Origin of the sequence: Arthrobacter sp. H-02-3, assembly GCF_003097355.1 — a bacterium.
GTDB classification, from domain to species: domain Bacteria; phylum Actinomycetota; class Actinomycetes; order Actinomycetales; family Micrococcaceae; genus Arthrobacter; species Arthrobacter humicola.
On sequence record NZ_PYUI01000035.1, the window covers coordinates 1 to 25,512 of the forward strand.

Annotated in this window: 31 protein-coding genes and 1 pseudogene; 13 read left to right on the forward strand and 19 right to left on the reverse strand. The window is 65.0% G+C overall.

All coding sequences use genetic code 11. From position 1 onward, the window contains the following. Positions 1-54: 54 nt before the first annotated feature. Complete coding sequence (locus C9424_RS20790; protein WP_091251634.1) at positions 55-336, reverse strand: Lrp/AsnC family transcriptional regulator; 282 nt, start codon at positions 334-336, stop codon at positions 55-57. An 88-nt stretch (positions 337-424) separates the two neighbouring features. Continuing rightward, on the reverse strand, positions 425-868 hold the full coding sequence (locus tag C9424_RS20795) for a DUF3054 domain-containing protein (RefSeq protein ID WP_116768735.1): 444 nt from the start codon (positions 866-868) through the stop codon (positions 425-427). Between the two features lie 146 nt (positions 869-1,014). Between C9424_RS20795 and C9424_RS21560 the strand changes: the two genes are divergently transcribed. After that, a complete protein-coding gene (locus tag C9424_RS21560; protein ID WP_161958273.1) occupies positions 1,015-1,170 on the forward strand; it encodes a hypothetical protein in 156 nt (51 codons plus the stop codon). 26 nt (positions 1,171-1,196) lie between these two features. Here C9424_RS21560 and C9424_RS20800 read toward each other — a convergent pair whose 3' ends face one another. Together C9424_RS20800 and C9424_RS20805 are read right to left on the reverse strand one after the other, a co-directional pair. After that, the gene (locus C9424_RS20800) at positions 1,197-2,726 is read right to left on the reverse strand and encodes an alpha-amylase family glycosyl hydrolase (RefSeq protein WP_202615956.1); all 1,530 of its coding nucleotides are present in this window, start codon (positions 2,724-2,726) and stop codon (positions 1,197-1,199) included. A gap of 48 nt (positions 2,727-2,774) precedes the next feature. Beyond that, complete coding sequence (locus C9424_RS20805) at positions 2,775-5,543, reverse strand: MGH1-like glycoside hydrolase domain-containing protein (RefSeq protein ID WP_116768759.1); 2,769 nt, start codon at positions 5,541-5,543, stop codon at positions 2,775-2,777. Positions 5,544-5,894: 351 nt separating this feature from the next. Between C9424_RS20805 and C9424_RS20810 the strand changes: the two genes are divergently transcribed. From C9424_RS20810 to C9424_RS20820, 3 genes are all read left to right on the forward strand, one after another. Beyond that, positions 5,895-6,281 (forward strand): SHOCT domain-containing protein, encoded by a 387-nt coding sequence (locus tag C9424_RS20810; protein ID WP_116768736.1) that lies wholly within the window; start codon positions 5,895-5,897, stop codon positions 6,279-6,281. Positions 6,282-6,453: 172 nt separating this feature from the next. Continuing rightward, positions 6,454-6,846: an SHOCT domain-containing protein gene (locus C9424_RS20815; RefSeq protein ID WP_116768737.1), complete on the forward strand. Its 393-nt coding sequence runs from the start codon at positions 6,454-6,456 to the stop codon at positions 6,844-6,846. A gap of 176 nt (positions 6,847-7,022) precedes the next feature. Further along, entirely contained in the window at positions 7,023-8,660 is a 1,638-nt protein-coding gene (locus tag C9424_RS20820) for an MFS transporter (RefSeq protein ID WP_116768738.1), read from the forward strand. A 22-nt stretch (positions 8,661-8,682) separates the two neighbouring features. Here C9424_RS20820 and C9424_RS20825 read toward each other — a convergent pair whose 3' ends face one another. Then, a complete protein-coding gene (locus tag C9424_RS20825; protein WP_116768760.1) occupies positions 8,683-9,198 on the reverse strand; it encodes a MarR family winged helix-turn-helix transcriptional regulator in 516 nt (171 codons plus the stop codon). A 48-nt stretch (positions 9,199-9,246) separates the two neighbouring features. On the opposite strand from C9424_RS20825, the gene lgt reads away from it, so the two are divergent. Then, entirely contained in the window at positions 9,247-10,209 is a 963-nt protein-coding gene (gene lgt, locus C9424_RS20830; protein WP_237563603.1) for a prolipoprotein diacylglyceryl transferase, read from the forward strand. Beyond that, positions 10,199-12,307 carry a transglycosylase domain-containing protein gene (locus C9424_RS20835; RefSeq protein WP_116768739.1) on the forward strand — a complete coding sequence of 703 codons (2,109 nt, stop codon included), beginning with the start codon at positions 10,199-10,201 and terminating at the stop codon, positions 12,305-12,307. Before lgt ends, C9424_RS20835 begins: the two co-directional genes overlap by 11 nt. A gap of 31 nt (positions 12,308-12,338) precedes the next feature. Here C9424_RS20835 and C9424_RS20840 read toward each other — a convergent pair whose 3' ends face one another. Both C9424_RS20840 and trxA read right to left on the reverse strand, forming a co-directional pair. Then, positions 12,339-12,704, reverse strand: a complete 366-nt coding sequence (locus C9424_RS20840) for a hypothetical protein (protein ID WP_116768740.1) — start codon at positions 12,702-12,704, stop codon at positions 12,339-12,341. Between the two features lie 28 nt (positions 12,705-12,732). Beyond that, positions 12,733-13,098: a thioredoxin gene (gene trxA, locus C9424_RS20845; protein ID WP_116768741.1), complete on the reverse strand. Its 366-nt coding sequence runs from the start codon at positions 13,096-13,098 to the stop codon at positions 12,733-12,735. Positions 13,099-13,260: 162 nt separating this feature from the next. Between trxA and C9424_RS20850 the strand changes: the two genes are divergently transcribed. The 4 genes from C9424_RS20850 (at position 13,261) to C9424_RS20865 (ending at position 15,714) form a co-directional block, all read left to right on the forward strand. Then, on the forward strand, positions 13,261-13,563 hold the full coding sequence (locus C9424_RS20850; RefSeq protein ID WP_116768742.1) for a rhodanese-like domain-containing protein: 303 nt from the start codon (positions 13,261-13,263) through the stop codon (positions 13,561-13,563). A gap of 157 nt (positions 13,564-13,720) precedes the next feature. Next, positions 13,721-14,329 (forward strand): rhodanese-like domain-containing protein, encoded by a 609-nt coding sequence (locus C9424_RS20855; protein ID WP_116768743.1) that lies wholly within the window; start codon positions 13,721-13,723, stop codon positions 14,327-14,329. After that, positions 14,326-15,090 (forward strand): sulfite exporter TauE/SafE family protein, encoded by a 765-nt coding sequence (locus tag C9424_RS20860; RefSeq protein ID WP_116768744.1) that lies wholly within the window; start codon positions 14,326-14,328, stop codon positions 15,088-15,090. The genes C9424_RS20855 and C9424_RS20860 overlap by 4 nt, the downstream gene beginning before the upstream one ends. Positions 15,091-15,267: 177 nt before the next feature. Next, positions 15,268-15,714: a universal stress protein gene (locus tag C9424_RS20865; RefSeq protein ID WP_116768745.1), complete on the forward strand. Its 447-nt coding sequence runs from the start codon at positions 15,268-15,270 to the stop codon at positions 15,712-15,714. A gap of 64 nt (positions 15,715-15,778) precedes the next feature. On the opposite strand, the pseudogene C9424_RS22020 reads toward C9424_RS20865, so the two are convergent. The 5 genes and pseudogenes from C9424_RS22020 to C9424_RS20905 all read right to left on the reverse strand — a co-directional run. After that, positions 15,779-15,931: pseudogene (locus C9424_RS22020) on the reverse strand (recombinase family protein); the annotation flags it as partial. Between the two features lie 120 nt (positions 15,932-16,051). Next, positions 16,052-16,615, reverse strand: a complete 564-nt coding sequence (locus C9424_RS20880) for a dihydrofolate reductase family protein (protein WP_116768746.1) — start codon at positions 16,613-16,615, stop codon at positions 16,052-16,054. 182 nt (positions 16,616-16,797) lie between these two features. Beyond that, complete coding sequence (locus tag C9424_RS20885) at positions 16,798-17,235, reverse strand: hypothetical protein (protein WP_116768747.1); 438 nt, start codon at positions 17,233-17,235, stop codon at positions 16,798-16,800. 247 nt (positions 17,236-17,482) lie between these two features. Next, positions 17,483-17,911 (reverse strand): YybH family protein, encoded by a 429-nt coding sequence (locus C9424_RS20895; RefSeq protein WP_116768748.1) that lies wholly within the window; start codon positions 17,909-17,911, stop codon positions 17,483-17,485. Positions 17,912-18,370: 459 nt separating this feature from the next. Beyond that, complete coding sequence (locus C9424_RS20905) at positions 18,371-19,780, reverse strand: MBL fold metallo-hydrolase (RefSeq protein ID WP_116768750.1); 1,410 nt, start codon at positions 19,778-19,780, stop codon at positions 18,371-18,373. Between the two features lie 193 nt (positions 19,781-19,973). Here C9424_RS20905 and C9424_RS20910 point away from each other — a divergent pair, with 193 nt between their 5' ends. Continuing rightward, positions 19,974-20,231 carry a metal-sensitive transcriptional regulator gene (locus C9424_RS20910; RefSeq protein ID WP_116768751.1) on the forward strand — a complete coding sequence of 86 codons (258 nt, stop codon included), beginning with the start codon at positions 19,974-19,976 and terminating at the stop codon, positions 20,229-20,231. A gap of 29 nt (positions 20,232-20,260) precedes the next feature. Next, positions 20,261-20,680, forward strand: a complete 420-nt coding sequence (locus C9424_RS20915) for a DUF302 domain-containing protein (protein ID WP_116768752.1) — start codon at positions 20,261-20,263, stop codon at positions 20,678-20,680. Between the two features lie 64 nt (positions 20,681-20,744). Here the strand turns inward: C9424_RS20915 and C9424_RS20920 are convergent, their stop codons facing one another. From C9424_RS20920 to C9424_RS20935, 5 genes are all read right to left on the reverse strand, one after another. Beyond that, complete coding sequence (locus C9424_RS20920) at positions 20,745-20,972, reverse strand: hypothetical protein (RefSeq protein ID WP_116768753.1); 228 nt, start codon at positions 20,970-20,972, stop codon at positions 20,745-20,747. A gap of 219 nt (positions 20,973-21,191) precedes the next feature. After that, a complete protein-coding gene (locus tag C9424_RS20925; protein WP_116768754.1) occupies positions 21,192-21,734 on the reverse strand; it encodes a DinB family protein in 543 nt (180 codons plus the stop codon). Positions 21,735-21,796: 62 nt separating this feature from the next. Then, the gene (locus tag C9424_RS21565; protein WP_161958274.1) at positions 21,797-21,967 is read right to left on the reverse strand and encodes a hypothetical protein; all 171 of its coding nucleotides are present in this window, start codon (positions 21,965-21,967) and stop codon (positions 21,797-21,799) included. A gap of 27 nt (positions 21,968-21,994) precedes the next feature. Beyond that, the gene (locus C9424_RS20930) at positions 21,995-22,336 is read right to left on the reverse strand and encodes a YciI family protein (protein WP_116768755.1); all 342 of its coding nucleotides are present in this window, start codon (positions 22,334-22,336) and stop codon (positions 21,995-21,997) included. 131 nt (positions 22,337-22,467) lie between these two features. Then, positions 22,468-23,754, reverse strand: a complete 1,287-nt coding sequence (locus tag C9424_RS20935) for an MFS transporter (RefSeq protein WP_116768756.1) — start codon at positions 23,752-23,754, stop codon at positions 22,468-22,470. Positions 23,755-23,917: 163 nt separating this feature from the next. Between C9424_RS20935 and C9424_RS20940 the strand changes: the two genes are divergently transcribed. Beyond that, on the forward strand, positions 23,918-24,604 hold the full coding sequence (locus C9424_RS20940) for an ArsR/SmtB family transcription factor (protein ID WP_237563604.1): 687 nt from the start codon (positions 23,918-23,920) through the stop codon (positions 24,602-24,604). Between the two features lie 196 nt (positions 24,605-24,800). Here C9424_RS20940 and C9424_RS20945 read toward each other — a convergent pair whose 3' ends face one another. Together C9424_RS20945 and C9424_RS21570 are read right to left on the reverse strand one after the other, a co-directional pair. Next, complete coding sequence (locus C9424_RS20945) at positions 24,801-25,223, reverse strand: YybH family protein (protein ID WP_116768757.1); 423 nt, start codon at positions 25,221-25,223, stop codon at positions 24,801-24,803. Positions 25,224-25,325: 102 nt separating this feature from the next. Further along, positions 25,326-25,512 (reverse strand): hypothetical protein (locus C9424_RS21570; protein ID WP_237563605.1); only part of this gene is annotated, 187 nt, incomplete at its 5' end.

Sequence of the window (25,512 nt, forward strand, 5' to 3'; positions counted from 1 at the left end):
GGGCCGGCAGAATCTGCCGGCCCCGCCCCTGACGTTTGCGCTACTTGGTGCCGGCTACTGTTCGAACCCGAGGGCGAAAGCCGCGTCGAGGTCGTGCTGGGAGTAGGCACGGAAGGCGATCTGCGTGGTGGTGTGCACCACGCCCGGAACCTTGGAGAGTTTGTCCGCGATGACTTCGGCCAGGTCTTCATGCTTGGCGACCCGGGCAATGGCGATCAGGTCCCATTCGCCGGTCACCGAATAGACTTCGCTGATGCCCGTGATGGCGGAGATTTCCTCAGCGGTCTCCGGGATGCGTGAAGCGTCTGTCTTGATCAGGACGAATGCGGTGACCACGTGTGAGCCTTTCCGGATCGGTTGCGCCGTTTGGGGGCCTGTCGGCGGCCCGTGTGCGGGCCCTGCCATCTTCTGCAAGCCTAGTGCATCAGGCCTGCCAGCGGCGTGAACGCAGCCGCCGCACGCCGGCTGCCACAAGGCGGTAACCCAGGAGGAACACCCCGAGGCTCAGCAGGGCCACGATGATGAACGGGAGCACCACCGTCTGCCCGGTGACGGCGCGCAGAATCATGCCGACGCCGACGGTTCCGAGCCAGACGCCGACGCCGGCCGGCCACAGCCGCAGGGGGTCGCGCCACAGCCGGAGGACGAGCCATGCAAGTGCCGCGCCTGCCAGGAACGGCCACGCGGTGGCAAAGACGCCCGTGATGATTTCACTCCGCTGGTGCGCGTCGCGGCCAATCGCCGCGAAGAGCAGAATCAGGAAGGCATCGGCGCAGGCGGCCAGGGCCGCCGTCTGCCCGGGCCGGAGGCCGGGTTTGGCGGCGTCGTGGACTGACGGGCGGGGGGCTTGCGGGCTTCGAGAAGGCATACCTACAAGCGTAGCCTTGCCGCTCCGGCGTCGTGGTGTCCGGCCGGTGGCAGCCTCGCCACGCGCGGTCAGGCTTACGACGGCGCCATAATGCCCGGACGGCGTGGCCCCCGGGCCCCGTGCCGGTCCGCGCATATGATCGTGGCATGAGTACCGACGCCGTCCCGGACGCGATCGTCCCGGTGCAGCTGGACCCGCAGCTGGACGGCCAGCTGAGCATCAACGACATCCTGCTCGAACTCGGCGAGGCTCCCGTCGTGCATCCCTCGCCTGACGCGGCCAGCGAACGGCACTTCTTCTAGGGGCGCCGTTGTAGCGGACTTTGCTGTCAGCCGTGGTCAGCGCCTTCCGGCAACGGGTCGAGGCGGAGTAAATGCCATTGCCATGCGTCAAGCCTGACGAACAGCCCGTCGGCCAGATCGTCGCCGGCGCGGTCGAAACGCATGTCCCGGGTCGGGTCGGTCAACTGCCACCGGTGTCCCCGCAGGTCCGGCCACGGCGCGTTCACTCGACCTGTTGCGGGCGCATCGCTGAGATTCACGACGATCAGCCACCGGGCGGCGCCGTCCCAGCTCCAGGCGACGAGGTTTTCGTAGCTGTTGTCGCCCGGCCACCCCGCCCGTTCACACAATTGCCAATGCCCGGCCCGAAAGGTCGGGTCGGCGACAACGGCCAGGAGCCGGCGGTAGAAGGCCGCCAGCTCGTCGTCGGCCGGCTCGGCAGGGAAACGACCGAGGAACACCGGAAGGCGTACCCGCCGCCCCAACAGCTGGCCGTGGTGAATGAGCCGAGCCCCGGTCTGGGTCAGTGCCGCCACCGCTGCCGCCTGTGTCCGGCCGCCCCCGAACGCAGCCGCGGCCCGTGGCTCGTCGTGATTCTCCACGAACCGGACGAGGGCATTCTGATACGTTGGCTCCGCCAGCAGGTGGAGCCGCACCTCCTCGGCACTGCCGCGGAGAAGACGGTCATACAAGCGCTTGTCGTAGCAGTAGTCGAAGCCCTGCTGCATCAGGGACCACTCAAGATCCCAATAGGCTTCGGCGAGGAACACGAAACCCGGGTGGGATTCGCGGACGGCGGTGATCACCGTGGGCCAGTATTCTGCGCTGGGTGCCGGCCCGACCCGGGCACCCCAAGTGCGGGCGAAAACGTCGTTCATGACCAGCATCGCCATGTCGCAACGTACCCCGTCGCACTGATCGGCGATCGATCTGACCGTCTCCACTGCCGCCGATCGCAGGGCCGGGTCGAAGGCATTGAGCTGAACGACATCAGGCCACGCCGGGAAGTAGGGGTCCCGTCCGTTGGCGAGCACCCGGCCGCCCACCTCGATGAAGGACGTCGGATCCAGGTTACGATCCGCCGCGGTTCCCGCCACGAAGAGCCCGGGCGCCTCCGTGGTCCACGGATGGTCCGGTGCGACGTGGTTGGGCACGAAGTCCAGGATTAACCGGACGCCTCGCACCGCCAGCGCCGCCCGGGCGGCGGAAAGACCCGCTGGCCCACCCAGGCGGTCGTCGACCACGTAGTCCCTGACGCAGTACGGCGACCCGACGACGTCCTCTGCCCGCCAATCGGGAAGAGCGGCCTGGAAATCGGCCCGCAGGGATGGATTTGCCAATGCGATCACGACTCCGGCGGGGCTGCGACGCCAGACGCCCATCAACCAGACCGAATCGAAGCCCAGGCCGGCGATCTCGTCCCAGTGCCGTTGCGGGACAGACCCCAAATCAACGGGTTTGTCTTCTTCCAGGCTGATCGATTCGAGCCATGCCCAGGTGTTGATCTCGTAGATAAAGGGGTGGGCCACCGGTGGCGTCAGGCCCGGTGGCCGGTCCGGCGCTGGCATCCCGTCCATCACAGCTCCCTCGCGGATCGTGACTCTCCTGAGACGGACAGCCGCCCCTCAGTCTTGTTGGACATGGTTTCGGTTGTGCGTTTCCTGCGGTCCTGTCGTGGTGGTGGGGTCCGCGATGTCCCCGAACACCAGCCGGTGGCTATGGTGGGGCGGGTCCAGAAGGAGGTCCGCGACCAGCGCGGACCACCCGGTCTGGTGCATGGCGCCGAGTCCGGCCCCGTTGTCGCCGTGGAAGTACTCGTAGAACAGCAGGTTGTCCTTCCACGCGGGATCGCTCTGCAACAGGTCCGCGCCACCATAGACCGGTCGGCGTCCGTCCGGCCCGGGGAGCCAGATGCTCACCAGGCGATCGCTGAGGTCACCGGCAATCTCCCGCAGGGTCAGGTGGTGACCGGAACGGGTGGGGTATTCGACGGTGAAGTCGGGACCGAAGAACTGGTCGTACTGCAGCAGCGCCCGGATGATGAGGTAGTTGACCGGCAGCCACACAGGTCCCCGCCAGTTGGAATTGCCGCCATACATGGCGGTCCGCGATTCGGCTGGTTCGTACTGGATTGCGGCGGTCGCCAGTCCCGGAACCGTGTAGGGCGTGTTGTGGCGCTTGGAGAGCGATCGCAGGCCGTGGGGGGACAGGAATGCCTCCTCGTCGAACAAGGTACCGAACAGCCGGACGAGTTTGTCCATCGGGAGGACCGACAGCAGCGTCCGCCTGGACTCCCCGGAGCCACGGACCTGCCAATCGAGGATCTCGTGCCGCTCGGTTTGTTCCAACCGGCTGGCGAACCGCTTCCGCAGCCGGCGGTTCCGGTCCGTGTCCTGGGTGGGGAGCGCGACCGCGGGAAGTGCCGGGATCAACCCGACGAGGGTCTGCACCCTGATCGGGAAGCTGTCCCCGGAAGGGTCTGTGAGCCGGTCGTAGAAGAAGCCGTCCTCGGTGTCATAGCAGCCTGAATCCTCCAGTGCGTCCATGATCAGTACGGTCTGTTCCAGGAATTTCACCACCATGTCCTCATAGACGTCGTCGTATTCGGCGAGTTTGGTGGCCAGGGTGAGCATAGCCACCGAGTAGTACGCCATCCATGCGGTGCCGTCGGCCTGGTCCAGCTTGAAGCCGGGGGGCAGGTGGGATCGGTCGATTGGGCTGATGTTGTCCAAACCCAAAAAGCCGCCGCCGAACAGGTTGTTCCCGTCGGGGTCCTGCCGGTTGAGCCACCAGGTGAAATTCAGCAGCAGCTTGTTGAACACCCGTTTCAGGAAGTGCAGGTCGGTGCCGCCGTCGATGACGAACACCCGGATGGCGGCCAGCGCATGGACGGGGGGATTCACATCGTCGAAGTTCCACTCATAAGAGGGCAACGCACCGTTCGGATGCTGGAACCACTCCCGAAGGAGCACCAACAGCTGGTATTTGGCGAACGCGGGATCCAGGTGCGCCCAGGTGATGGAGTGAAACGCCAGATCCCAGGCCGCGAACCACGGGTACTCCCACGGGTCGGGCATGGCAAGCACGTCGAACGAGTCCAGGTGCCGCCACCCCGTGTTCCGGCCGTTACGATGCCCGGCCGGCGGCGCCGGCTGGGTGGGGTCGCCATCCAACCACCGGTTGACCCGATACGGGTACATTTGCTTGCTCCAGATCAGCCCTGCGCAGGACTGGCGCATCACCTGCATCGGTTCGGCATCGATCTCAGCGGGGGCGATCGCCGTGTAGAACTCGTCCGCGTCCTGCTCCCGGGCCGCCATGACGTCATCGAAGTAGGAGTCGGACCAGCCGGCGGGGGGAGTGGCCTGGTCGGGGAACGGCCGGTGCAGCCTCAGCCGCAGCTCGACCCGACCGCCTCCCGGCACGGTCACCTGATACCACCAGGATGCCTTGGTGCCCCGATGTTGCGGATTTACGGTGTCTGCGCCCGAGACCACGTGGTCGTTGATGCCGTCCTTCGGATAGGCGGTGACCGGAGCCGACCCGAACAGGCGGGCTGTGTTCGTCTCGTTGTCACAGAACAACGCCTGCGGCCGGACGCCGTCATTGGTGGGAGCGGCATCGAGGCGGTAGCCGGACAGTCGCGGGTGTTCGACCGCAACCCCGTCCCCGTCCAGGAACAACGACGGCGCCTCGCCGCCCGAGACCCGCCACGTGTTGCGGAACCACATGGTGGGCAACACCGAAATCGCTGCTTCCTCGGATGAATGGTTTTCGAGGGTGATCCGGGCAAGTACCTCGGTCGGTGAGGCCTTCGCGTATGCGACGTCCACGGACCAGTACCGGCCCCCGTCGAAGGCACCGGTATCCAGCAACTCGAACTCGGGTTCGTCCCGGGAACGACGGGCGTTCTCCTCAACCAGCTGCTGATAGGGAAACGCTGTCTGGGGGTAGTGATACCGCCACCGCAGCCATGCATGGCTGGGCAACGCGTCCGGGTACCACCAGTATTCCTTGACGTCCTCCCCGTGGTTGCCTTGGGGACCGGTCAGCCCGAACATCCGCTCCTTCAGGATAGGATCGGCCCCGTTCCACAGCGCCAACCCCAAGCACAGGTCATGGTGAATGTCGGACAGCCCCGCCATGCCGTCCTCGTTCCATCGGAACGCACGGGACCGGGCATGGTCATGCGGAAAATAGTCCCACGCGTCACCACCGTCGCTGTAGTCCTCCCGAACCGTGCCCCAGGCCCGCTCCGACAGGTAAGGCCCCCACTCGTACCAGGGATTCGCCTCGAACAGGACATCCTCCGCCGCACCCGTGGCCTCGGCCAGCCGGGCATGCTCAGCGGTGGCAATTCGAGGTGCCGCTGGCGGCGTCGTGTCGTCGGTCATGAGGTCCTCCCAGGAAGTGGTGACGCCCAAATCTCTCAAGACATGCCCGGACCGCGGCCCAAGACCTGGCCGCCGTCGACCCTCAATGACGCCATCCACCGCGCCGGGTGTGCCCATTTGGGCTGATGCTATCAGGCGGCGTGCCGCCGTCGTTGCTAGGGAACAACAATTCATCGTTCGTTCACCTCGTCGAGTCCGGTCCGACTGGACGAGGACCGACGTCGCCCACTGGAGAGACAATGCGATTCATTGACAATGCGGGCCCCGTGCGTAGGCTTGGGGCGAGCTGAGTCGATCGCCTGAGTCGCCCCGGCTTATGAAGGCATCAAGGTCTCTCGAAAGGCGGAGGCAATGGGTTTTTGGGATGCCATATGGCTCATGTTTTCGTTCGTTATGTTCGCCGCGTACTTGATCGTGCTGTTTCTGGTCATCAAGGACATTTTTTCGGATCGTCTGCGCCCCGGGTGGGTAAAGGCCATGTGGATTCTCGCCGTTCTCCTCTTCCCGCTCCTCGGTTGCCTTGCCTACATGTTGTTCTACGGGCAGCAAATGGCCGTACGGGAATCCGTGCGGCAGGACGCAACCCAGAGAGAGGCCAGTGATGACATGGCGGACTACGTTCGTCGGACCGCCAACAGCAACCCCGCCGAACAGATCGCGGCGGCGAAAAGGCTCCTTGATGAAGGCACGATCACCCGCGACGAATTCCAGATGCTCAAGGCCAGGGCCTTGGGATAAATGTCACTTGAGTAATGCCGGATTTCGAGGCGGTTGCGCTCTCCGTGCATGGAGATGGAGCATGGCGGCCCCACCCCGCTCAATACAGGCCTTATGGTCCTAATGGCGAGTGCCAGGGAAGGCTACTTTGGCCCTTAAGGGAATGCCAGCAGGGCTTCCTCGGAACGAAAGGATGGCTCCCGTGGAGCAATTCTGGAACGTCATCTGGCTATTCTTTTGGGGATTTGCCTTCGTCTCGTACCTGTTTGCACTTTTTGCCGTGATCTCCGATATTTTCCGGGACCGCGACCTCAACGGCTGGCTCAAGGCCGTGTGGATACTATTCCTGGTCTTCGTGCCGTTCCTCACCGTTCTTGTCTACCTGATCGCGCGCGGCCGCAGCATGGCGGAACGCCAGGCCAAGAGTGCACGACAGGCGGAAGCCGAAACGACTGAATACATCCGCTCCGTTGCCACGGCTTCCCCCACCCAGGAAATCGCCAAGGCCAAGGAACTCCTCGACGCCGGCACCCTGACCCAAGGCGAGTTCGATGCGCTCAAGGCGAAAGCGTTGAGCCGGGCCTGACCGGCCGTTTGTGTCCTGCCCTCATGGGCTTCATCGTCGCCCGTGCCGTCAGCGGGCCCGGCGGACCGTTGGTGAGTTGCGCCGCGGGGCCCGGTGCGGGCGGCATGACGTGAGCCAGGCGCACGCCGCACCCCGCAGCGGCTGCGCACAACACCTCGAGAACTGCGTGTCTCCCAATGAAAAAGTGGACCGCCGGCATCATCCTAGGCTGCGCACAATTCGTCATGGTGCTGGACAGCACCGTGATGAACGTTTCGATCTCGACAGTCGTGAATGACCTCAACACGACCGTAGCCGCGATGCAGGCTGCCATCACCTTCTATACGCTGACCATGGCCTCACTGATGCTGCTCGGCGCGAAACTCGGCGACGTCTGGGGGAGGAGGCGCGCCTTCGTCATCGGCTCCATCATCTACGCCTGCGGCTCCCTGCTCACCGCACTCAGCCCCAACATCGTGGTCCTCTTCATCGGGTGGTCCGTTATCGAAGGCGTCGGGGCCGTCCTGGTGATACCTGCCATCGCGGCCCTCATCGCCAACAATTACCAGGACCAGGACAGGGTGACAGGGTTCGCGATCATCGGGGCGACCTCGGGGGCCGCTGTCGCACTGGGCCCCCTCATCGGCGGCTACGTCACAACGTACCTGAGCTGGAGGTATGTGTTCGTTGGGGAAGTCGTGGTGATGGCGGCCGTGGTCGTCCTTTCACGCCTTGTGCCCGACACCAGCCGCCCGCAAAGCATCAAAATCGATGGTGTCAGTGTCCTGCTCTCGGCGGCGGGCCTGACCCTGATCGTTTTCGCCATGCTCCAAAGCAAGACGTGGGGCTGGATTTTGCCAAAGCACTCGCCGGAGATCGGCGGCGTTCCCATCAATCCGCTGGGCCTGTCCCTGGTGCCTTACTTGATATTGGCCGGAGGATTCCTGCTGTGGGCCTTCTTTGCCCGGCAGGAAGCACTCATCCGGCGGGGGCGTCCCCCGCTGGTTCACGTCTCGATGTTGTCAATCAAGCAGCTGCGTTCCGGCTTGTCCGTCCTCGCCGCCCAATACATGATCACGGCGGGCCTGTTCTTCATGATTCCGGTGTATTTGCAGATGACCCTTGGACTCAACGCGCTCGATACCGGCATCAAGATCTTTCCGCTCTCGGTTTCGCTGATTCTGTTCTCGGTTGTTGGCACCCGGCTGACGGCCATCTGGTCCCCGCGCCGCATTGTTCGACTCGGGCAGCTCATCCTGGTGGCGAGCAGTTTCGTGTTGCTCGGATCGGTATCCCTGGACCTCCGGAGCGTGCTCTTTGCGGTCGGAATGTTCTTCGCGGGAGCCGCCCTGGGGCTGCTGGCATCCCAGATCGGCAACGTGACGATGTCAAGTGTCGGGGTCGAGCGGTCCAGTGAGATCGGCGGGCTCCAGGGGATCTTCCAGAACCTCGGCTCCTCGCTGGGAACGGCCCTCATCGGATCCGTCCTGATCGCGTCGCTCTCAAGCTCATTCCTGGGCGCTGTGGACAGCAGCGACCTTCCAAGCAACGTCAAGGATCTCGTTGCGGCCCAAACCCAGGCCGGCGTCAACATTGTGCCCGTGTCCACCGTGGACGACATTGCGACGCAGGCGGGCCTTTCACCTGGCGACGCCGCCACGCTCACCACGCTCTACGCCGACTCGCAAGTGTCCTCGCTCAGGGCATCGATGGTGGCCCTGGTGTTCATCGGATCGCTTTCGCTGCTGTTCTCGAAGAACATCCCCACCGCACTGGTCCGGCGGAAGCCGACGGAGGAATCCGAGACTGATTCCGCGCCATCGGGCGCTGCGTGAGGGCCGCGTTAGCCTGTAGCACTCATCTGGGCGGGGTCGGCTCTGTCGGGCGGCTGTCCCGGTTCTGCTCGTCGGATTCCAGCAGGGCCGCGAGCGCCGCCAGGGCCGGCACAGCGTCTTCGATGGCTTTCTGATAGGTCGACGGCAAACGCTTCAGGGCATGGCCGAGCCGCCGGTCATTGGCTGCCTGCCACGCGCTTAGCACCTCAGTGCCCTGAGGGGTCAGGCTCAGGCTCACGGACCGGCGATCGCCGGGACGGGCCACGCGTTCAACGAGTCCGGACGCCACCATTTGCTGGACCAGGTTGCTCACCGTGTTGGTTGCCAAGCGCTGACGAGCGGCAAGCCCGCTAACGCCCAGGCCCGGTTCGTCGGCCAGCCGCTGGAGGACCTCGACCTGGGCCATGGGCAGTGATTCCCAAGGAAACTCCTGCCGCACGCTCGAGCGCAGGACGCGGCGCAGACGTGTGATGGCGCCGGTCAATGACCACGCGGCGGTGCCGGCCGTCCCCGTTTCCTGTATCGATACATCGGCCATGTCCACGACGCCAGCCTATCCCGAATATTCCCCCTATAGAATAGTTCTGTGACCGAACTAATTCTTGACAATGATTCCTTCATTCCTTCACCCACGGTCAGTGCCATTCATCTGGGCCCGCTGACCGTTCACTTCTATGCCCTGTGCATCATGGCCGGCATCGCAGTGGCCGTCTGGTTGGGATCCCGCCGCTGGGCGGACCGCGGCGGCGACGCCGGGCAGGTTCTGGATATCTGCCTGTGGGCGGTGCCTGCAGGAATTGTCGGCGGCCGGATCTACCACGTTGTCACCGATCCGGAGCTGTACTTCGTTCCCGGAGCGAACCCCTGGAATGCGTTCGCCATCTGGGACGGCGGCCTGGGCATCTGGGGCGCGATCGCCTTGGGGTGTTTTGGGGCATGGATCGGCTGCCGCAGGTCGAATGTGTCACTCATTGCATTCCTGGATGCGGTGGCGCCGGGCGTGCTCTTTGCCCAGGCCCTGGGGCGCTGGGGGAACTGGTTCAACAATGAACTCTACGGGGACCCGACCACGCTGCCGTGGAAACTCCAGATCCACCAGATGGACTACGCCACCGGGTCCGCGCTCACCAACGCCTCCGGCGCTCCGGTCGTTCTCGGTTATTTCCAGCCCACATTCCTCTACGAGTCCCTCTGGTGCGTCGCGGTCGGCTTCCTGATCCTCTACCTGGACCGGCGATTCAGCCTCGGAGCCGGAAGCGTTTTCGCTCTCTACGTCGCGGGCTACACGGCCGGGCGGTTTGCCTTTGAGCTGATGCGCTCGGACTACGCCAACCTGATACTGGGGCTCAGGGTGAACACCTGGGTGGCGGCACTGATCTTCCTGGCAGGGGCCGCCGGATTCGTCCTGCTCTTCCGCCGCGGTCGCTCGGTCGCCTTGCCGGATGGAGCCCGCATCGACGCCGGCGTCGACGCCGATGAACAACCGCCGTCGTCCGGCCTGCGGCCGAAACAGGAGAGTGCACCGAGGGAACACGCCGATGCCGAGTAGGGACTCGCGATGGGGGAAGATCCTCTCGTTCGTTATTGCCGGCGCACTTTGCGGCGTCCTGGTCGCGGGGCTCTTCCTCCCGGCGACCGCCGTGGCGGGAACAACTGTCAGCAATTCGATCGGCATGTTGGACCGGCTGCCCGATGACCTGGATATGAGCGCCCCGCCCGCGGCCTCGACGGTGCTGGCCAACGACGGGTCCGTGATTGCCACCTTTTACGCAGAAAACCGTGCGCCCGTGACGCTGGACAAGATGTCCCCGTTCATCCGGGACGGGATCGTCGCCATCGAGGACGCGCGCTTCTACCAGCACGGGGGAATCGACACCACCGGGATCCTGAGGGCGATCGTGGCTACCGCGCAGGGCGGACGCCAGGGCGCCTCGACCATCACGCAGCAGTACGTGAACAACATGATCATCGAATCCCTTGTCCAGCAGGGCAAAGGCGATCAGGTCAAGCTGGGCTACGCCAAGACGATCGGCGACAAGCTACGGGAAATGAAGCTTGCGATTGCCCTGGAGACGAAATACTCCAAGGGCCAGATCCTGCAGGGCTACCTGAATATCGTCTATTTCGGCAACGGCGCCTACGGCATCGACGCCGCCGCCGAAGAATACTTCAACGTCCCCGCCAGTGCCCTGACCCTGCCCGAGGCCGCAGCCCTGGCCGGCGTCGTGAACAGTCCCGTCTACTACGACCCGCTCACCGAGCCTGACCATGTGGTGGCCCGCCGGAACGAAGTCCTGGACAAGATGCTCCAACAAGGACGTATCACCGCATCGGAACACGACGCCGCCGTGGAAGCGCCGATTGGACTGAACGTCCACCCCAGCAGCCAGGGCTGCTTCGGCGCGGCGACGGCGCCGTACTTCTGCGACTACGTCCAGCGGCTGATCCTCAACGACCCTGCCTTCGGGGCCGATGAAGCGGCCCGCAAGAAGCTCCTGTACCTGGGCGGGCTCACCATCCACACGACACTGGACCCGGCGCTCCAAAAAGTAGCCCAGGAGCAGGTTGACGCCTCCTTGCCCGCCGCGGATCCCCTGCAACGCGGTTCCTCGCTGGTCAGCGTCCAACCCGGCACCGGCAAGGTTTTGACCATGGCGCAGAACACCGTCTACAACCCTGCCACGGCGCCGGGCAACTATATGGGCAACTTCGCCCTGCCCGAGAAGGACGCCAACGGCCAGCCGCTCGACGGTGCCGGCGGGTTCCAGATCGGTTCCACCATGAAGCCGTTCATTTTCGCGGAATGGCTCAACGCCGGAAAATCGATGGCCACCCAGTTGGATGGATCGGTCCGCGTCTACAGGGCCGGATACCCCTGGAAGAACTCCTGCGGTGTCACCACCGGATCCTACGACCCGGCCCTCGGCCAGACCCCGCTGCCGAACGACGGCCCCAACCATTACTACCGGATGAGTGTCCTGCAGGGCCTCTACCAGTCGATCAACACCATCACCTTCCAGTCGGCCGCCCAGCTGGATTTCTGCAACATCCAAAAAATGGCGACGGCGGCAGGAGTCACCAACGGACACACGAACCAGCCCTACGACCTGTCCAGCATCGCCAACCTGATCGGGACCCAGGACGTCGCCCCGCTGACCATGGCCAACGCCTACGCCACGTTCGCCGCCAAGGGAGTGCACTGCGACCCGATCGCCCTGGACTCGGTGACCGGCCCGCATGGACGGAACTACCCTGTGCCCGGCGCGGACTGCCGGCAAGCCATCGACCCCAATGTCGCTGCCGGCGTCACCTACGCCCTGAAGAACGTGCTGACCAGGGGCTCCGGCTACAACATCCCGGTCACCAAGAGCCATGACATTTTCGCCAAAACCGGCACCACCGACGGAAACACCATGACCTGGACCGTCGGTGCCACCTCGGGCATATCCACAGCATCATGGTTTGGAAGCTACCAGGGCATCGGCCCGCGCTGGGTCAACCAGAACATCACCATCAACGGAAAGTACTATGCCGCCGTCGACGGCGCCGATATTGCCGGAGGCCAATGGGGGCACCTCATGGATGCTGCAGCGCAGCAGTTCCCCGCCGCACCGTTTGCCCTGCCGCCGGCGTCCATGCTGGGGTGATGAAGGCCCCGGCTGCCGGAAAACTGGTCGTTTATCCGTCTGTGATGCCCGATGCCTCAGGCATCGGGGCGGCCCTACGAGCCCGGCGTGGTTGGAAAGAGCAGGTCGCCTCGACCCCGACGGGTGCGCTGATGTAACTGCCCACCACCAGTCCGGCCAGGAGCCAACCGGCCCCGCCGATCACAAAAGACCACCACGGGGCACCCACTGCTGTCATCATGCCATTCGTTGAGACCACAACCGCGGCGGCGGCGGCGATGCCCGCGGCGGCCACCCGTGACCGCTGCCAGCCGCGAAGCCGGCGCCAGTCAGCGCCCAGGGACCTGAGCCGTTCGTGGACCCTTCCCTGGGCATCGCCGCCTGCGGTTTCCGGCGCGACCGTATTGTTCGTATCCATGGCTGTGCCTAGCTGTGCTCGGGTTGTCCTACGATGCCGGGACAGCGGCCATTTTTGCCCGGACCGCGTCCATGTCCAGGTCCTTGATGGCGGTGATGAGCTGCTCCAGCCCGGCCGCGTTCATTGCCCCAGGCTGGGAGAAGACGAGGATCCCCTCCCGAAAGGCCATCAGGGTGGGGATGGAGGTGATGCGGGCGGCAGCGGAGAGGCCCGGCTCGGCCTCCGTGTCCACCTTGGCGAAGACGACGTCCTTGTGGTTCTCGGAGGCCTTGCTGAAGGTGGGGGCGAACATCCGGCAAGGTCCGCACCAGGCTGCCCAGAAATCAACCAGCACGATGCCGTTGCCGGTGATGGTGTCGTTGAAGGTCTTTTCGGAAATGTCGATGGTTGCCATACAGGAATTCTATACCCCGGGGGGTATTACTTCAAGGGCGGGGCCGGTTTGCTTTTATACCCCTGGGGGTATCATTATTGAAGGAGGGAGATGCCCGCCGGGAACCGCCGGGTCCTTAGTTTGTGTGGCACCTCAGCCCCGTCCTACCGAAAGGTCCAGCACATGGAAATCACCCCACAGCAGCTCGCAGAACAGCTCAAGAGCGGCAGCGATGTCCAGATTGTGGATGTGCGAGAACCAGCCGAAATCGCTGAAGGCATGATCCCCGGTGCCAAGCACATTGCCCTTGGCGAACTGGCCGGCCGCCTCAGCCAGCTGGACAAGGCCCGTCCCATCATCGCCGTGTGCCGCAGTGGACGCCGGAGTGCGGCCGCCGCGGACCAGCTGTCGGCCGCGGGCTACACGGCGTACACCGTGCCCGGCGGAATGCTTGATTGGACGGCCGCGGGCTTCCCGACCGCCTGATCACACCAGACTGCCCGGGCGGCATGCCCCCACATGCAGCCCGGGCTTCCATTTGCCCGGACCGTGTCCCTGACATGGCGAACCGGGCGGTGGAGGACGGCCACCCGCAAGCGCGGGGCCGCCACAAGAAATGCTCCAAGATATACCGAAAGAGATCATGACTTCCTTGAACACGACCAATGCCCTTGATGCAGCCCCCAAGTCCATCGATGCCTCGACCCTGAAGGCCTGGGAAGACAACCACGATGATCTGATGATCATCGACGTGCGAAGCGGCGCAGAGTTCGATGCCATGCACATCAATGGCTCCTACCATGTGCCGCTGGCCATGCTCAGCGAACACACCGAAGAGTTCGCGGCCAAGATGGGCACCCGCGTGGTCCTTGTCTGCCAGTCCGGCAACCGGGCCGAGCAGGCCCGCAAGCAGCTGGACTCTGTCGGCCTGGCCAGTGCCAGTGTCCTGTCCGGCGGGGTGCCCGCCTATGAAGCGGCCGGCGGGAACGTTGTCCGCGGCCGTGGCGCCTGGGCCTTGGAACGCCAGGTCCGGATGACCGCCGGCTCCCTAGTCCTTGCTGGCGTGCTCGGCAGCAAGTTCATCTCGCCCAAACTCGGCCTGATTGCCGGCGGCATCGGCGCCGGCCTGACGTTCTCCGCGGCCACCAACAGCTGTGCCATGGGTCAGATGCTCTCCAAGATGCCGTGGAACCGCTCTGCGAACGAGCCCACCGCGCACCAGGCCCTGAAGAACCTGGACGCCCGGGCATGATCATCTCCGCGGCGGCCTTCGGGCTGATCGTCGGTGGCCTGCTGGGCCTGGTCGGAGGCGGCGGATCCATCCTCGCCGTGCCCGCCCTGGTCTATGGCGTGGGGCTGCCGCTTGCGGCGGCAATCCCGACGTCGCTGGTCGTCGTCGGCGCTTCCTCCGCCGTCGCGGTGCTGCCCCGGCTGCGGGCCGGCGTCAACTGGCGCCTGGCGCTGATCATCGGCGCGGCAGGAACCGTGACGGCGTACCTTGGCGCGATGGTCAACCGGCTTCTGGACCCGAAGATCCTGTTGCTGGCTTTTGCCGCAATCATGGTCTTCGCCGGCATCCGGATGCTGATGCCGTCCAAATCCATCGGCGGTGCCTGCGCACTGCCCGGCGGCGGCGTCAACTGGCGCAGCTGCCTGCCCAAGGCCATCGCCACCGGCGCCGTCGTCGGGTTCCTGACCGGTCTGCTGGGCGTCGGCGGCGGCTTCCTGATCGTCCCGGCGCTCACCCTGGTTCTCGGACTCCCGATGGCGTTGACCGTCGGGACCTCCCTGGTGATCATCGTGATCAACTCGGCGGCCGGCTTCGCCGCCCACCTGGGTGATCTGCAGATCGACTGGGCCGTCACGGCAGCCTTTGCCGGGGCCGCAATGGTCGCATCGCTCATGGCGGGGCGGATCGGCACCGGCATCCCGGACAAAGTCCTCAAGCGGGGCTTTGGCATCCTGGTGCTGGTGATCGCCGCCTATGTCGCTATGCAGGCGCTCCTCTCCTGAGAGTGGCTGCCCGTGGATTGAGAAGGGCGCCGGAGGACCTGTCCGACGGCGCCCTTCTCGTTGCCCGCCACGGCCGCCTCCAACAGTGGCGCCTTGATTCCACGGTGCGACGGGAGGATCGTGGGCCGTGCGGCACGACGCCGTGTGGCGAACACGCAGTTTCCGTAGGGAGGCACGATGGCGGCGGGTACGGTTTTCCGGATTGTCGTCGGGGTCGATGGGTCGGACTCGTCGCTGGCGGCGTTGGATTGGGCCCTTGAGGAGGCCCGGCTGAGAACCGGGGAGGTTCACGTCGTCACTGCATGGCATTACCCCGTCATCGGTGATGCTGCCGGCAAGGCCGAGGACCATGATTCGTTCGGCGACAACGCCCGGCGGGCAAACGCTGGTGCGCTGCGGCGGGCAACCGGAACCGGCCTTGCGGTCACCGCTGAGGTGACGGAGGGGCATTCCGCCGACGTACTCGCGAAGGCTGCAGCCGGAGCCGATCTCCTGGTGGTCGGATCGCATGGCCACGGCGGCTTCGCCGGAATGCTCTTGGGGTCGGTGTCGAGCCATGCAGTGCACCATGCCCGTTGCCCTGTGGTGGTAGTCCGTACCGGCGCAGATACAGGTCAACGCTGAAATCACTGCCCTTGGTGCTTGCGCCAAGGGTCATGCGATGTCGCCTGCGCTTCTGTTGGCGCGGGTATACGGTTGAGCGCGCCACGGTGAAGAGTTCGGCAGGTTCCGCCGTCGTGTGCACTCCTGCCTGGTCAACGGAGACCAGGTGGGCCTCCTGCTTCGTGGAAAGCTTCGGCTGTTTCCCATGGAGGCGGCCCTTCGCCTTGGCGACCGCCATTTATGTCGCCGATGTGCGGGGCGGGGGCGGTGCGCAGGCACACTCCGGACTATCTGCTGGCCACCGCCATGGGGCGGCTGGTGGTGGATGTACTTCCCCGACCGCGCAGAGGAATCGCGCTCAGCGCCTCGTCTCGTACCTGGTCAGGACCACGCCGCCGGGAAACGTCCGCGTCTCCACCAGGTCCAGGTTCACCCAGCTGTCCAGCGAGGTGAAGAACGGCGTGCCGCCGCCGACCAGGACTGGATGGGCGGCCAGCGCGTACTCGTCGATCAGCCCTGCCCGCATGGCCGCCCCGGCGAGCGTTGCGCCGCCGACGCTCATCGGGCCGCCGTCCCCGGCCTTGAGCCGGGTGATCTCGGCGATCGCGTCGCCGGTGACCAGGCGGGTGTTCCAGTCGACCTTGTCGATCGTCGAGGAGAACACCACCTTCGGCGTGTCCCGCCAGTTCCGCGCGAACTCGATCTCCGCCGGGGTCGCGTCGGGCTGCTGGTCGCCGGTCGGCCAGTAGGAGCTCATGGTCTCCCACAGCTTGCGGCCGTACAGCGACAGACTGCTAGCCCGCTCCTGGTCGAGCCACCACTGGAACAGTTCGTCGCTCGGCCCGCCCCAGCCGATGTCATCGCCGGCCGCGGCGATGTACCCGTCCAGGGTCAGATTCATGCCGTAGATCAGTTTTCGCATGGCGCCAGCCTTCCGTCTTGTCGTGGTCGAGGGCGTCATGGAACTCTGTCGTCCCGCATATGATCGGCAGCATCCTGTCCCTCATGGAGCCACCGTAATGCCCAAGATCTGGATGCCATAGCCTTAGCTTGCCTGCAGGTGTTCAGCTTTCGGGCGCCTCGTTCTTGCTGAAAGCTCGAACGCTAACCGGCGGGAATAAGGTCGATCCGGAGTTCTTCCCGTGAGAGGTTGCTGACAGCGACATTGGACGCGACCGTGACGATGAGCTCGTTCCAACCTTCGTGGGCGGGATGGACTACTTCACCATCGGCGTCCCCGATTGAAATTCTGCCGCTAGCTATCATTAGCCTTCCTCGGAACACCTCGCGCCTATTCGTCGAGGGAGGCTCCGGCCGGGTCAGAAGGCGAACGAGCACTTGAGCCTCTGCCCAGTCGAATTCGCCCTCGAACGAGTCGATGTCCTGTGCATGACGGATCAGCGCGACAATGCCATGTTCGTTCGACGAAACAGCTTTCTCGGGGTCCACGTCCGGAATCTGGCTTCCAGACCTGGCATCGGCGATGATGACGATTCCCCAATGAAACGGCCGTCGGATGCAAGTCGTCACGAGTGGCTGCATAGCCAGAAGGCTACCCCCGTCTCGCGATGTTCAGTTCAAGGCATGCCGCGCCGCGATTGGTGTGAAAGCGGCTGTTCCGTGGTGAGGTGCCCGGTAGGGGATCCCTTCCGGGACGGCGTCCGCCAGCCAGCATACGGGCACTCTACCGAGGAACAGAGTTCACGAGCCCGTAGTGTTCGATCAGCGGAAACGGCTCGTGGAACCTGTGCAGTAGCTCCCGCCACTGCTGATACTGCGGGCCATTTGACTACGCAGTCCCGCCCCGGAGTGGTCCGTTATCGTCTGGGCTGCTGATCGGGTCCGCGTGGCGGAGCAGGACACGCCACGTACCGTCTTCCTTTCGGAAGACCGTGGTGACCCGAAGGGTGAACGGACTTGCTTCCGCCCGCCCCGAAACCATGGCCTTCCAGTGTTCGACTTCGTGGATGATGGCTGTGTCAGCCGACACCAGACGGTACAGGCTTTCGAATGACCTGCACTCCCCTCCACGGAAGTGCGCTACTGCGAAATCCGTTCGATCTTCGACATCGGCCCAGCCCTGGACAGCAGGGCCGAACGGGTTTGCGAGGACGACGTCGTTGCCGTGGGAGTACAAACGCTTGAGGTGCTCGGCGTCGCCTCTGGCGAAGGTGTCCAACGCGTCGTGGTACTGGGCGAGGGCGGTGTCGAAGTCCATGGCATGCCTCCTGAAGGGATCCTTGGGAACGCTTAAATTCTAGGCCTGTGGAGCATGGATGAGCCGGCGGGAACTTAGCGGGGGCGAGGATCAAATTGCGGAAGAGAGTGCTGATTCATTTGTCGGTTGGCGTCCGGTAAAGATCGTTCGCAAGACACTCCAGGGCATGTTCAGCGAGCCATGGATCCGATTGGCAGCGATAGGTGGCGCTGTTATTGAAGCGCTAGATGTACGGCACCCGGGGAACCCTCGCCTGCACGTGCTCTGGCAGCTCTCCACCGGACCGAAAACCGTCACCGAACTCGCCGAGGCGTCCGGGGCGCCCCGATAGCGCTGACAAGACAACGCCACGTACCGCGGCGTTTCACATTCGTGGACGGTGACAAAGCGTTGGCGGCGGCCCGGTGTTCCCGGACCGCCGCCAACGCTGTCAATCAATCAGTTCAATTATTGCCTGGATCAGTTGCTGGAAACGGATTCCCGTGCCTGCTGCCAGGCAGCCCAGCCGGCGTAGCTGCCGTCGAGTTCGACGACGTCGTACCCGGCCCGGCGCAGCGCGCTGGCCGCGACGGAGTTGCGGACGCCGCTCTGGCAGTAGCTGACGATGGTGCCTTCAGCGGGGAGCTGGTCCAGGTTCCACATCACGCGGCCGCCGCTGAGCTGGTGGGAGCCGGGGATGTGTCCGGCGGCGTGCTCGGTGCGGTTGCGGACGTCCAGGACCATCGCGGCGTCGAAGCCCTCCAGCTCCTCAGGCTGGATCAGCTGCGGGGTGCTGGCGGGCAGTCCCTCGACGCTGGTGACATAGCCGGCGACCTTGTCGATGCCGACCCGGACCAAGTGGTCCCACATCTGTTGGGCGGCGGCCTGGGTGGGGGCCAGGAGCACGAGGGGGTTGGTGTCGGTTTCAGGGTTGACCACCCAGGCGCCGAAGCTGGCCGTGGACTTCCCGGCCGGGATGTTCAGGGACCGGGCGATGGTGCCTTCGTGGACCTCGGCGTTGGAGCGGGTGTCCACAAACGTCACGGTGTCACCGGCGAGGCCGGCCACGACGTCGGCGGTGGCGAGTTCGGTCAGGGGAGTACGTTCGCCCATGACGGCCGGGCCCTCACGGTTTTCCCGCTTCATCCGGCCGAAGTAGGCGTGGGCGTCGGGCTGGCCGTCGAGGAGTTCGGCGACGAAGCCTTCCTCGTCATTCGCGGCCAAATAGGGGCCCCACCAGGAGTAGAGCCGTTCGTAGCCGACCGTGGAGGAGGGGATGGCGCCGAGGGCTTTGCCGCATGCGCTGCCGGCGCCGTGGCCGGGGTGGACCTGGACGTGGTCCGGAAGGGTCAGGAACTTATCGCGCAGGCTCGCGAAGAGCTGCCGGGCACCGGCGAAGCGGGTGTCGACGCCGCCGGCGGCCTCGTCCAGAAGGTCCGGGCGTCCGAGGTCACCGGAGAAGACGAAGTCACCGGAGAGCAGGTAGCCGGGGGTGTCGGCGAACGCGCCGTCGGTGATCAGGAAGGACAGGTGCTCCGGGGTGTGGCCCGGGGTGTGCAGAGCCTTGACGGTGATGTTGCCAAGGGTGATCGAGTCGTTGTCGTTCAGCCGCTCGGCCTCGAACCCGTACTGCCAGTCGGCGCCGCCCTCGCCGGAAACGTACGCGGTGGCGCCGGTCGCGGCAGCCAGTTCACGGGTGCCGGAGAGGAAGTCTGCGTGAATGTGGGTTTCGGTGACGGCAACAATATTCATCCCGTTGGCCGTTGCGAGGTTGCGGTAGACGTCGATATCGCGGCGGGGGTCAACGACGACCGCCTCACCCTTTGCCTGGCAGCCGATGAAGTAGCTGGCCTGGGCGAGGTCTTCGTCGTAGATGCGCTCGATAAGCATGATGCTCTCTTTCGTTGGGCGGTGGGGGAGTTTCCGGGAGGAGATCCTCCATCGGTCTACTCACAACGATAATACCCCCGGGGGTATGTTGCAAGCCGTCCGGAACGGGCCGGGTGCTTACTTTCCGTCGCTAGCCGTTATACCCTCCGGGGTATAGAATTGGCAAAGTACCCACCCATCTTTGGAGCCCGCCATGGAACTTGATTCGACAGAACTCACCCCGATCATCAACCGGCTTAAGCGAGCCCAGGGACAGCTCGCCGGCGTTACGCGCATGCTCGAGGAGGGGAAGGACTGCAAGGACATCGTCACCCAGCTCGCCGCTGTCTCGAAGGCTTTGGACCGGGCAGGATTCGCCATCATCGCGAGCGGCCTCGAGCAGTGTCTCATCCGCGGAGATTCGAGCATGGACACCAAGGACCTGGAAAAACTCTTCCTCTCTCTCGCCTGAGACCACCGACTATCCCTGCAGGAGCAGCCATGAGCTATACGCATACCGTTACGGTCCCGCTGGCTTGGGATGAAGCACTGCAGCGCACCCGGGAAGTCCTGGCCGGACAGGGATTCGGCATACTCTCGGAGATCAACGTCCGCGCCACCTTCGAGGCCAAGCTCGGGGCCGGTGCCGCCGAGGACCTCGGCGACTACATGATCCTGGGCGCCTGCAACCCGACCTTGGCCAGCCGGGCCCTCTCGGCGGAACCGGACATGGGCGCACTGCTGCCCTGCAATGTCGTCGTCCGCCGGGGCAAGGACGCCGCCGAGACAACCATCCAGGCGATCGACCCGCAGACCATGGTCAAGCTCAGTGACAGCCCGGCCGTCCGGGACGTAGCCAACGACGCCGACACCCGGCTCCGCGCCGCCCTTGACACGCTTCGCGGCGCCGGCGCCGCTTAGCGCTGAAATCTTGGCGGTGTGAAATTCAGCCGCCCTGAGTTTCTACCGGCTCAGAGGCGGGATGCTAGCGCGGTGTTGATGGGAGGCGCGCCGCGCAGGCGACGCCGGCGGCGATCTGGGCCGCACTCAGTGCCCGCGTGATGCCGGGATGGTCCGCGAACCAGCGCATGTACGCGCGCCAAGGCTTGGGGCCCAGATCCCACCGGGTTGAGTGCTGGACCGGAAACAACACGCCGAGGACACCATCGCCGATGGCAAACATGGCCACGGATTCCGCAACGACTACACGCATGAGAAACCTCCAGGAGTGGGGCAGCGGGTGACCCAACGGGCGCCCGGGGCGGCGTCAAACATGAATGCCACGCCATTGATCCTCGCCGGTTGGGTTCTTGGCGCCAAGGGCTTAAGGTCCCGGCCGCGCAGGATTCCCACCGGATGCAGACGGCACACTGACATTCGTGGGGTTAGCCCCTGCGGGCGGGACTCCCGTTCCCGGGAACTTCGCGCGGCTTCAGGACGCTCCCGGGTCGTCCAGAAGCCGAACAGTCAATTGCCTGGCGTGGAAGTCGAAATGCCACGTGGGGTAGGCATAGATGGCGTTGAGCGTCATCCGCGGCTTGAAGAACGGGTCCCACCTGTCGGGGAACGCCATGGAGCGCATGAGTGATCTGGAACTCTCGTGTTCGAGTCGGCGGCTCAGGGCAGCGATAGTTCTGTCCAGCTTTCTGCCCATCCTTTCCCTGTTGTAGACCAGCGTGGCGGCGCGGGATCCCCAGTAGTTCACGGCGTCGAACGGGCGCGTTCCGGCGTTCAGGACGGCGGCGAATGCCTTGCCCACCGGCGGTGGGAGGCGGCTGACAACGTGCACCAGGGGAAGCAGAACGCGGACAACCATGTAGCCGAAGACCATGTGGAAGAGCAGTTCTTCATTGGTCCACCTCGTGCCGTCGCTCGCGCGGCGAAGATCCGCAGCCGTTGCACCCGCCAGCCAGGCGCGGAGGTCGCGGCGGGCACGGCCATACCCGGCGAGGATCTCTTCCTTCGATGGCTCCATGCCGTGCCCTTCGCGGTCTCAGGTCCACTATCGGCCGCAGCCTTGTGGCCGGACTGCCTTCATTATGCCCGGGCGCCCAGAGAGTGGAGTTCCTTCGCCTCGCGCTCGGAGGCTACCTCATGGACGGTCAGGGATTCCGCGTCCCTCCCTTCGGCGGCCAGAACCTCACGGAACAGCTTCAATGCCGGGCCGCTGTTCGGGCAGCCCGGGATGGTGCGCAGTTCGAAGTCCATGGCTTAGGCGTCCCTACGGTCCGAGACCTAGCTGGCGGGGTCGTATTGGAATGCGCGCACCTCCTGCGCGCAACGGCAGGAGGCCGCGATCTTCGCGGCCCACTCCAAGGCCGCATCGTACGAGGGCAGCTCCAGCACGGAGTAGCCGCCTTCGAGCTGCTTCGTCTGCGGGTAGGTGCCCTCGCGCACGGTCCCATCGCCGTCGACCATGACGGGCGGGATCCTTTCATCGATGCCGCCGCCGAACACCCAGACCCCGGCGTCCTTCGCCTCCTGAACGACCGCGTGCGCCGCATCCGAAACAGCCTGCAGGTCTTCGTCAGGGAAGACCATGGCGGCACTCGGAAACGAGATCAGATACTTGGTCATCGCGTCCACTCCTTGTTCGCAGCACAGGGGAACGCATTCATCCTTGCCGATGCCATCATGCCGCGCAAGATCTCGGCGGTCCCGTGGATGCCGGTGCCCGCTCACGGAAGCGACTTGATGCCCAGAGCGCCCTAGGTCGTGACGACGTGGTCCGAACCGCGCATGCGCACCGCGACGAGGACCCCGGACAGTGCGGTGAGGGCGCCGACGACGGCAACTGCTGCCGGGATGCCGAAGGCGTCCGCGAGGACGCCGGCCAGGAGGGCGCCGACGGCGAAACCGCCGTCGCGCCAGAGCCGGTAGATGCCCACCGATCGTGCCCGCCATTCCGGGTGCGCGACGTCGCCGATGGCCGCCAGCAGGGTGGGGTAGACCATGGCGGTTCCCAGGCCCAGGAAGATGGCGGCGGCGAGCCAGATCCCGAAACCGGTTCCGAAGGCGACCATGCCCAGCGCTACGGCCTGGACAAGCATGCCTGCGACGATCAGCCATTTCCGCCCGTATCGGTCCGACATCGCTCCGGTGACGAGTTGCGCGGCTCCCCAGACGGCGGGATAGACGGCGGCGAGGATGCCGATCTTTTCGATGCTCAGCCCCGCTGCGGCGAAAAGGAGCGGGAACAGGCCCCAGGCGAGGCCGTCGTTGAGGTTGTTGACCATGCCGGCCTGGCTGACCGAGGACAGTGACTTGTCCCGGAAGCTGGTGAGGGTAAAGATCTCCCGGTTGCTCAGTTCCCCGTGGGCGCCAGCGTGGGCCGCCGTGTGGCTGGCGGCCTCAAGCCTGGCGTGGCCGCGGGTTTCCTTCACTGCAAACACGGACAGGCCCAGGCCCAGGGCGATGTAGGCGGCGCCGAGCAGGAACGGTCCGGGCCGCAGCCCGTAGCTCGCGGCGATGTAGCCGGTAGCCAGCGCGGTGCCGGCGACGCCGAGGTAACCGGCAGCCTCGTTCAGGCCCATGGCCAGGCCGAGCCGGGACGGGCCGACGAGGTCCATTTTCATCACCACCGTGGTGGACCACGTCAGGCCCTGGCTGATGCCGAGGATCACGTTGGCAGCGACGATCCAGCCCCAGGACGGTCCGAAGATCAGCAGCAGCGGCACGGGCACGGCGACGAGCCAGCCGGTCACGAGGACGGGCTTTCGGCCGTAGCGGTCCGAGAGGGTTCCTGCGAAGTAGTTGGTGCCGGCCTTGGCGAGCCCGAAGGCCAGGATGTAGGTCAGGGCGGACGTGTATAGGTCCAGGTGGAAGACCCGGTCCGCCAACAGGGGCAGGACGGTGCGTTCCTGGCCGAGGGTGCCGCCGACGAGGGCGTTGACGGCGACCAGGAGCATGAACTGGGCCAGGTTCTGGCGCAGGCCCAGAGTGAGCGCGGGCCGTGCGGCGGTGCCGGTCTTTCCGCTGGTGTCGCGGTTGCTCATTTGGCAGCCGCTAGGTCGGGCAGCCAGGTCGGGGTTGCCGGTGCCTCGTCCAAGAAGGGAATCAACGTCAAGGAGCTCACGACTCGCAGTCCTTCCACACCGGCGGTACGGTGGTATTCCAGATAAACATGGAATAGTATTTATTTCAGTATTACATGGATTTGTGGAGGAGATTGTGGGCGACAGGGTCAAGAAGGCAGAGCTCTTTGCGGAGTTCGCCCGCGTGGGCAAGGCCCTCGGCAACGGCAAGCGGTTGGAGTTGCTGGACTTGCTCACGCAGGGGGAGCGCAGCGTGGAAACCCTGGCCGCGGCCGCTGGACTGGGGCTCAGCACGGCCTCCGCTCACTTGCAGGCCTTGCGCCAGGCCGGACTGGTGACGACCCGGCGGGACGGCAACAGAATCCACTACGACATCGCCGGTCCCGACGTGCTTCAGCTCTACAGCCTGCTCCGGTCCGTCGGGCAGGAGCACGTGGCGGACGTCGAAGCCAAGCGCGTCGCCTATCTGGGACTGGAGGGTGCGAGGTCTGAAGAGCGTGAAGTCACCCGCGACGAGCTCCTATCCCGCGCCCGGGCGGGCACCGTGACGGTCCTCGATGTTCGCCCTGTCGAGGAGTATCACTCCGCGCACATCCCCGGAGCCGTGTCCATCCCGCTCGACCAGCTCCGCGACAGGCTCGCTGAACTGCCCGAGGACAGGGAGATCGTCGCTTACTGCCGCGGCGCGTACTGCGTCTTGGCGTACGAAGCGGTGGACCTGCTGCGCTCTGCCGGCCGGAGCGCCCAGCGACTCAATGAAGGAATGCTTGAGTGGCGCCTCGGCGGCCTGCCCGTGGAAGCCGCCGCTTAGAAGAGTAGGTGTCCGGGGCTCCGAGAGTCACCACCGCCGGGGCATACCGTCCAGTAGGTGACGGCGCGGGCGTGCGTCAGCCGCCCGTGTGCCGCTTGCTATGCGAACGACGTCGTCATCTGCTGAGGTCATGTCGCTCGTGCGGCCAGATTGTTGTCGGATGCTCGGCAACCAGAGTGGAAACGAATGGCGTGAACTATTTCCGCAGGACGGCGTCCGGGGCCTGCGGTGTGGTGATCGGGTCGGCGTGGCGATGCACGAGTGCCCAAGTATCGCCTTCGGGGCGATAGACGCTTGTTACCCGCAGATCAAACACCGATATTTGGTCTCCGCCTCCAACCTTCGCCTGCCAGTGTTCTATGTCCAGGAAGCAGGCGAGATTGGAAGTGACGTGTTTGGTGAGCGTTTCAATGGCGGTGACGCGTCCATCTTGGAAACGAGCTGCTGCTGAATCAAGGGCCTCTGATACTTGTTCCCAGCCCACCGCCGGAGGGCCCCAGGGATTAGCAAGGGACACGTCCATGCTGTGGGAGAAAATGTCCTTGGCGGGTTCCGGATCGCCCTTGGCAAACGCATTTACTGCTTGATGAAAGCGGGCGATGACCTCGTCAAGCTGCATTGGGTCCACCTAGCTCATAGTGGGGTCTGGACTAAGCGAAGTTTAGCGGCTCCGTGCCCGCCCGTCACCGGCTGCACGTCAAGCACGGGAGGGCCTTGTCGTTCAGGCGGATTGGTACAGGGCGGATTCGTGGGTGGGGTCGTCGAGGGGTGCCGGCCAGTCGGGGTCGTCGGTGTTTGCGGCGGGGAATGGGTGCCCGGCCGTGAAGTGGTGCCAGTCGGGGAAGGGGTCCGGGGGCAGTTCCGGCTCGGGATCCGCGGGCACGCCTCGCTCCGGCCATGGGTCTGTG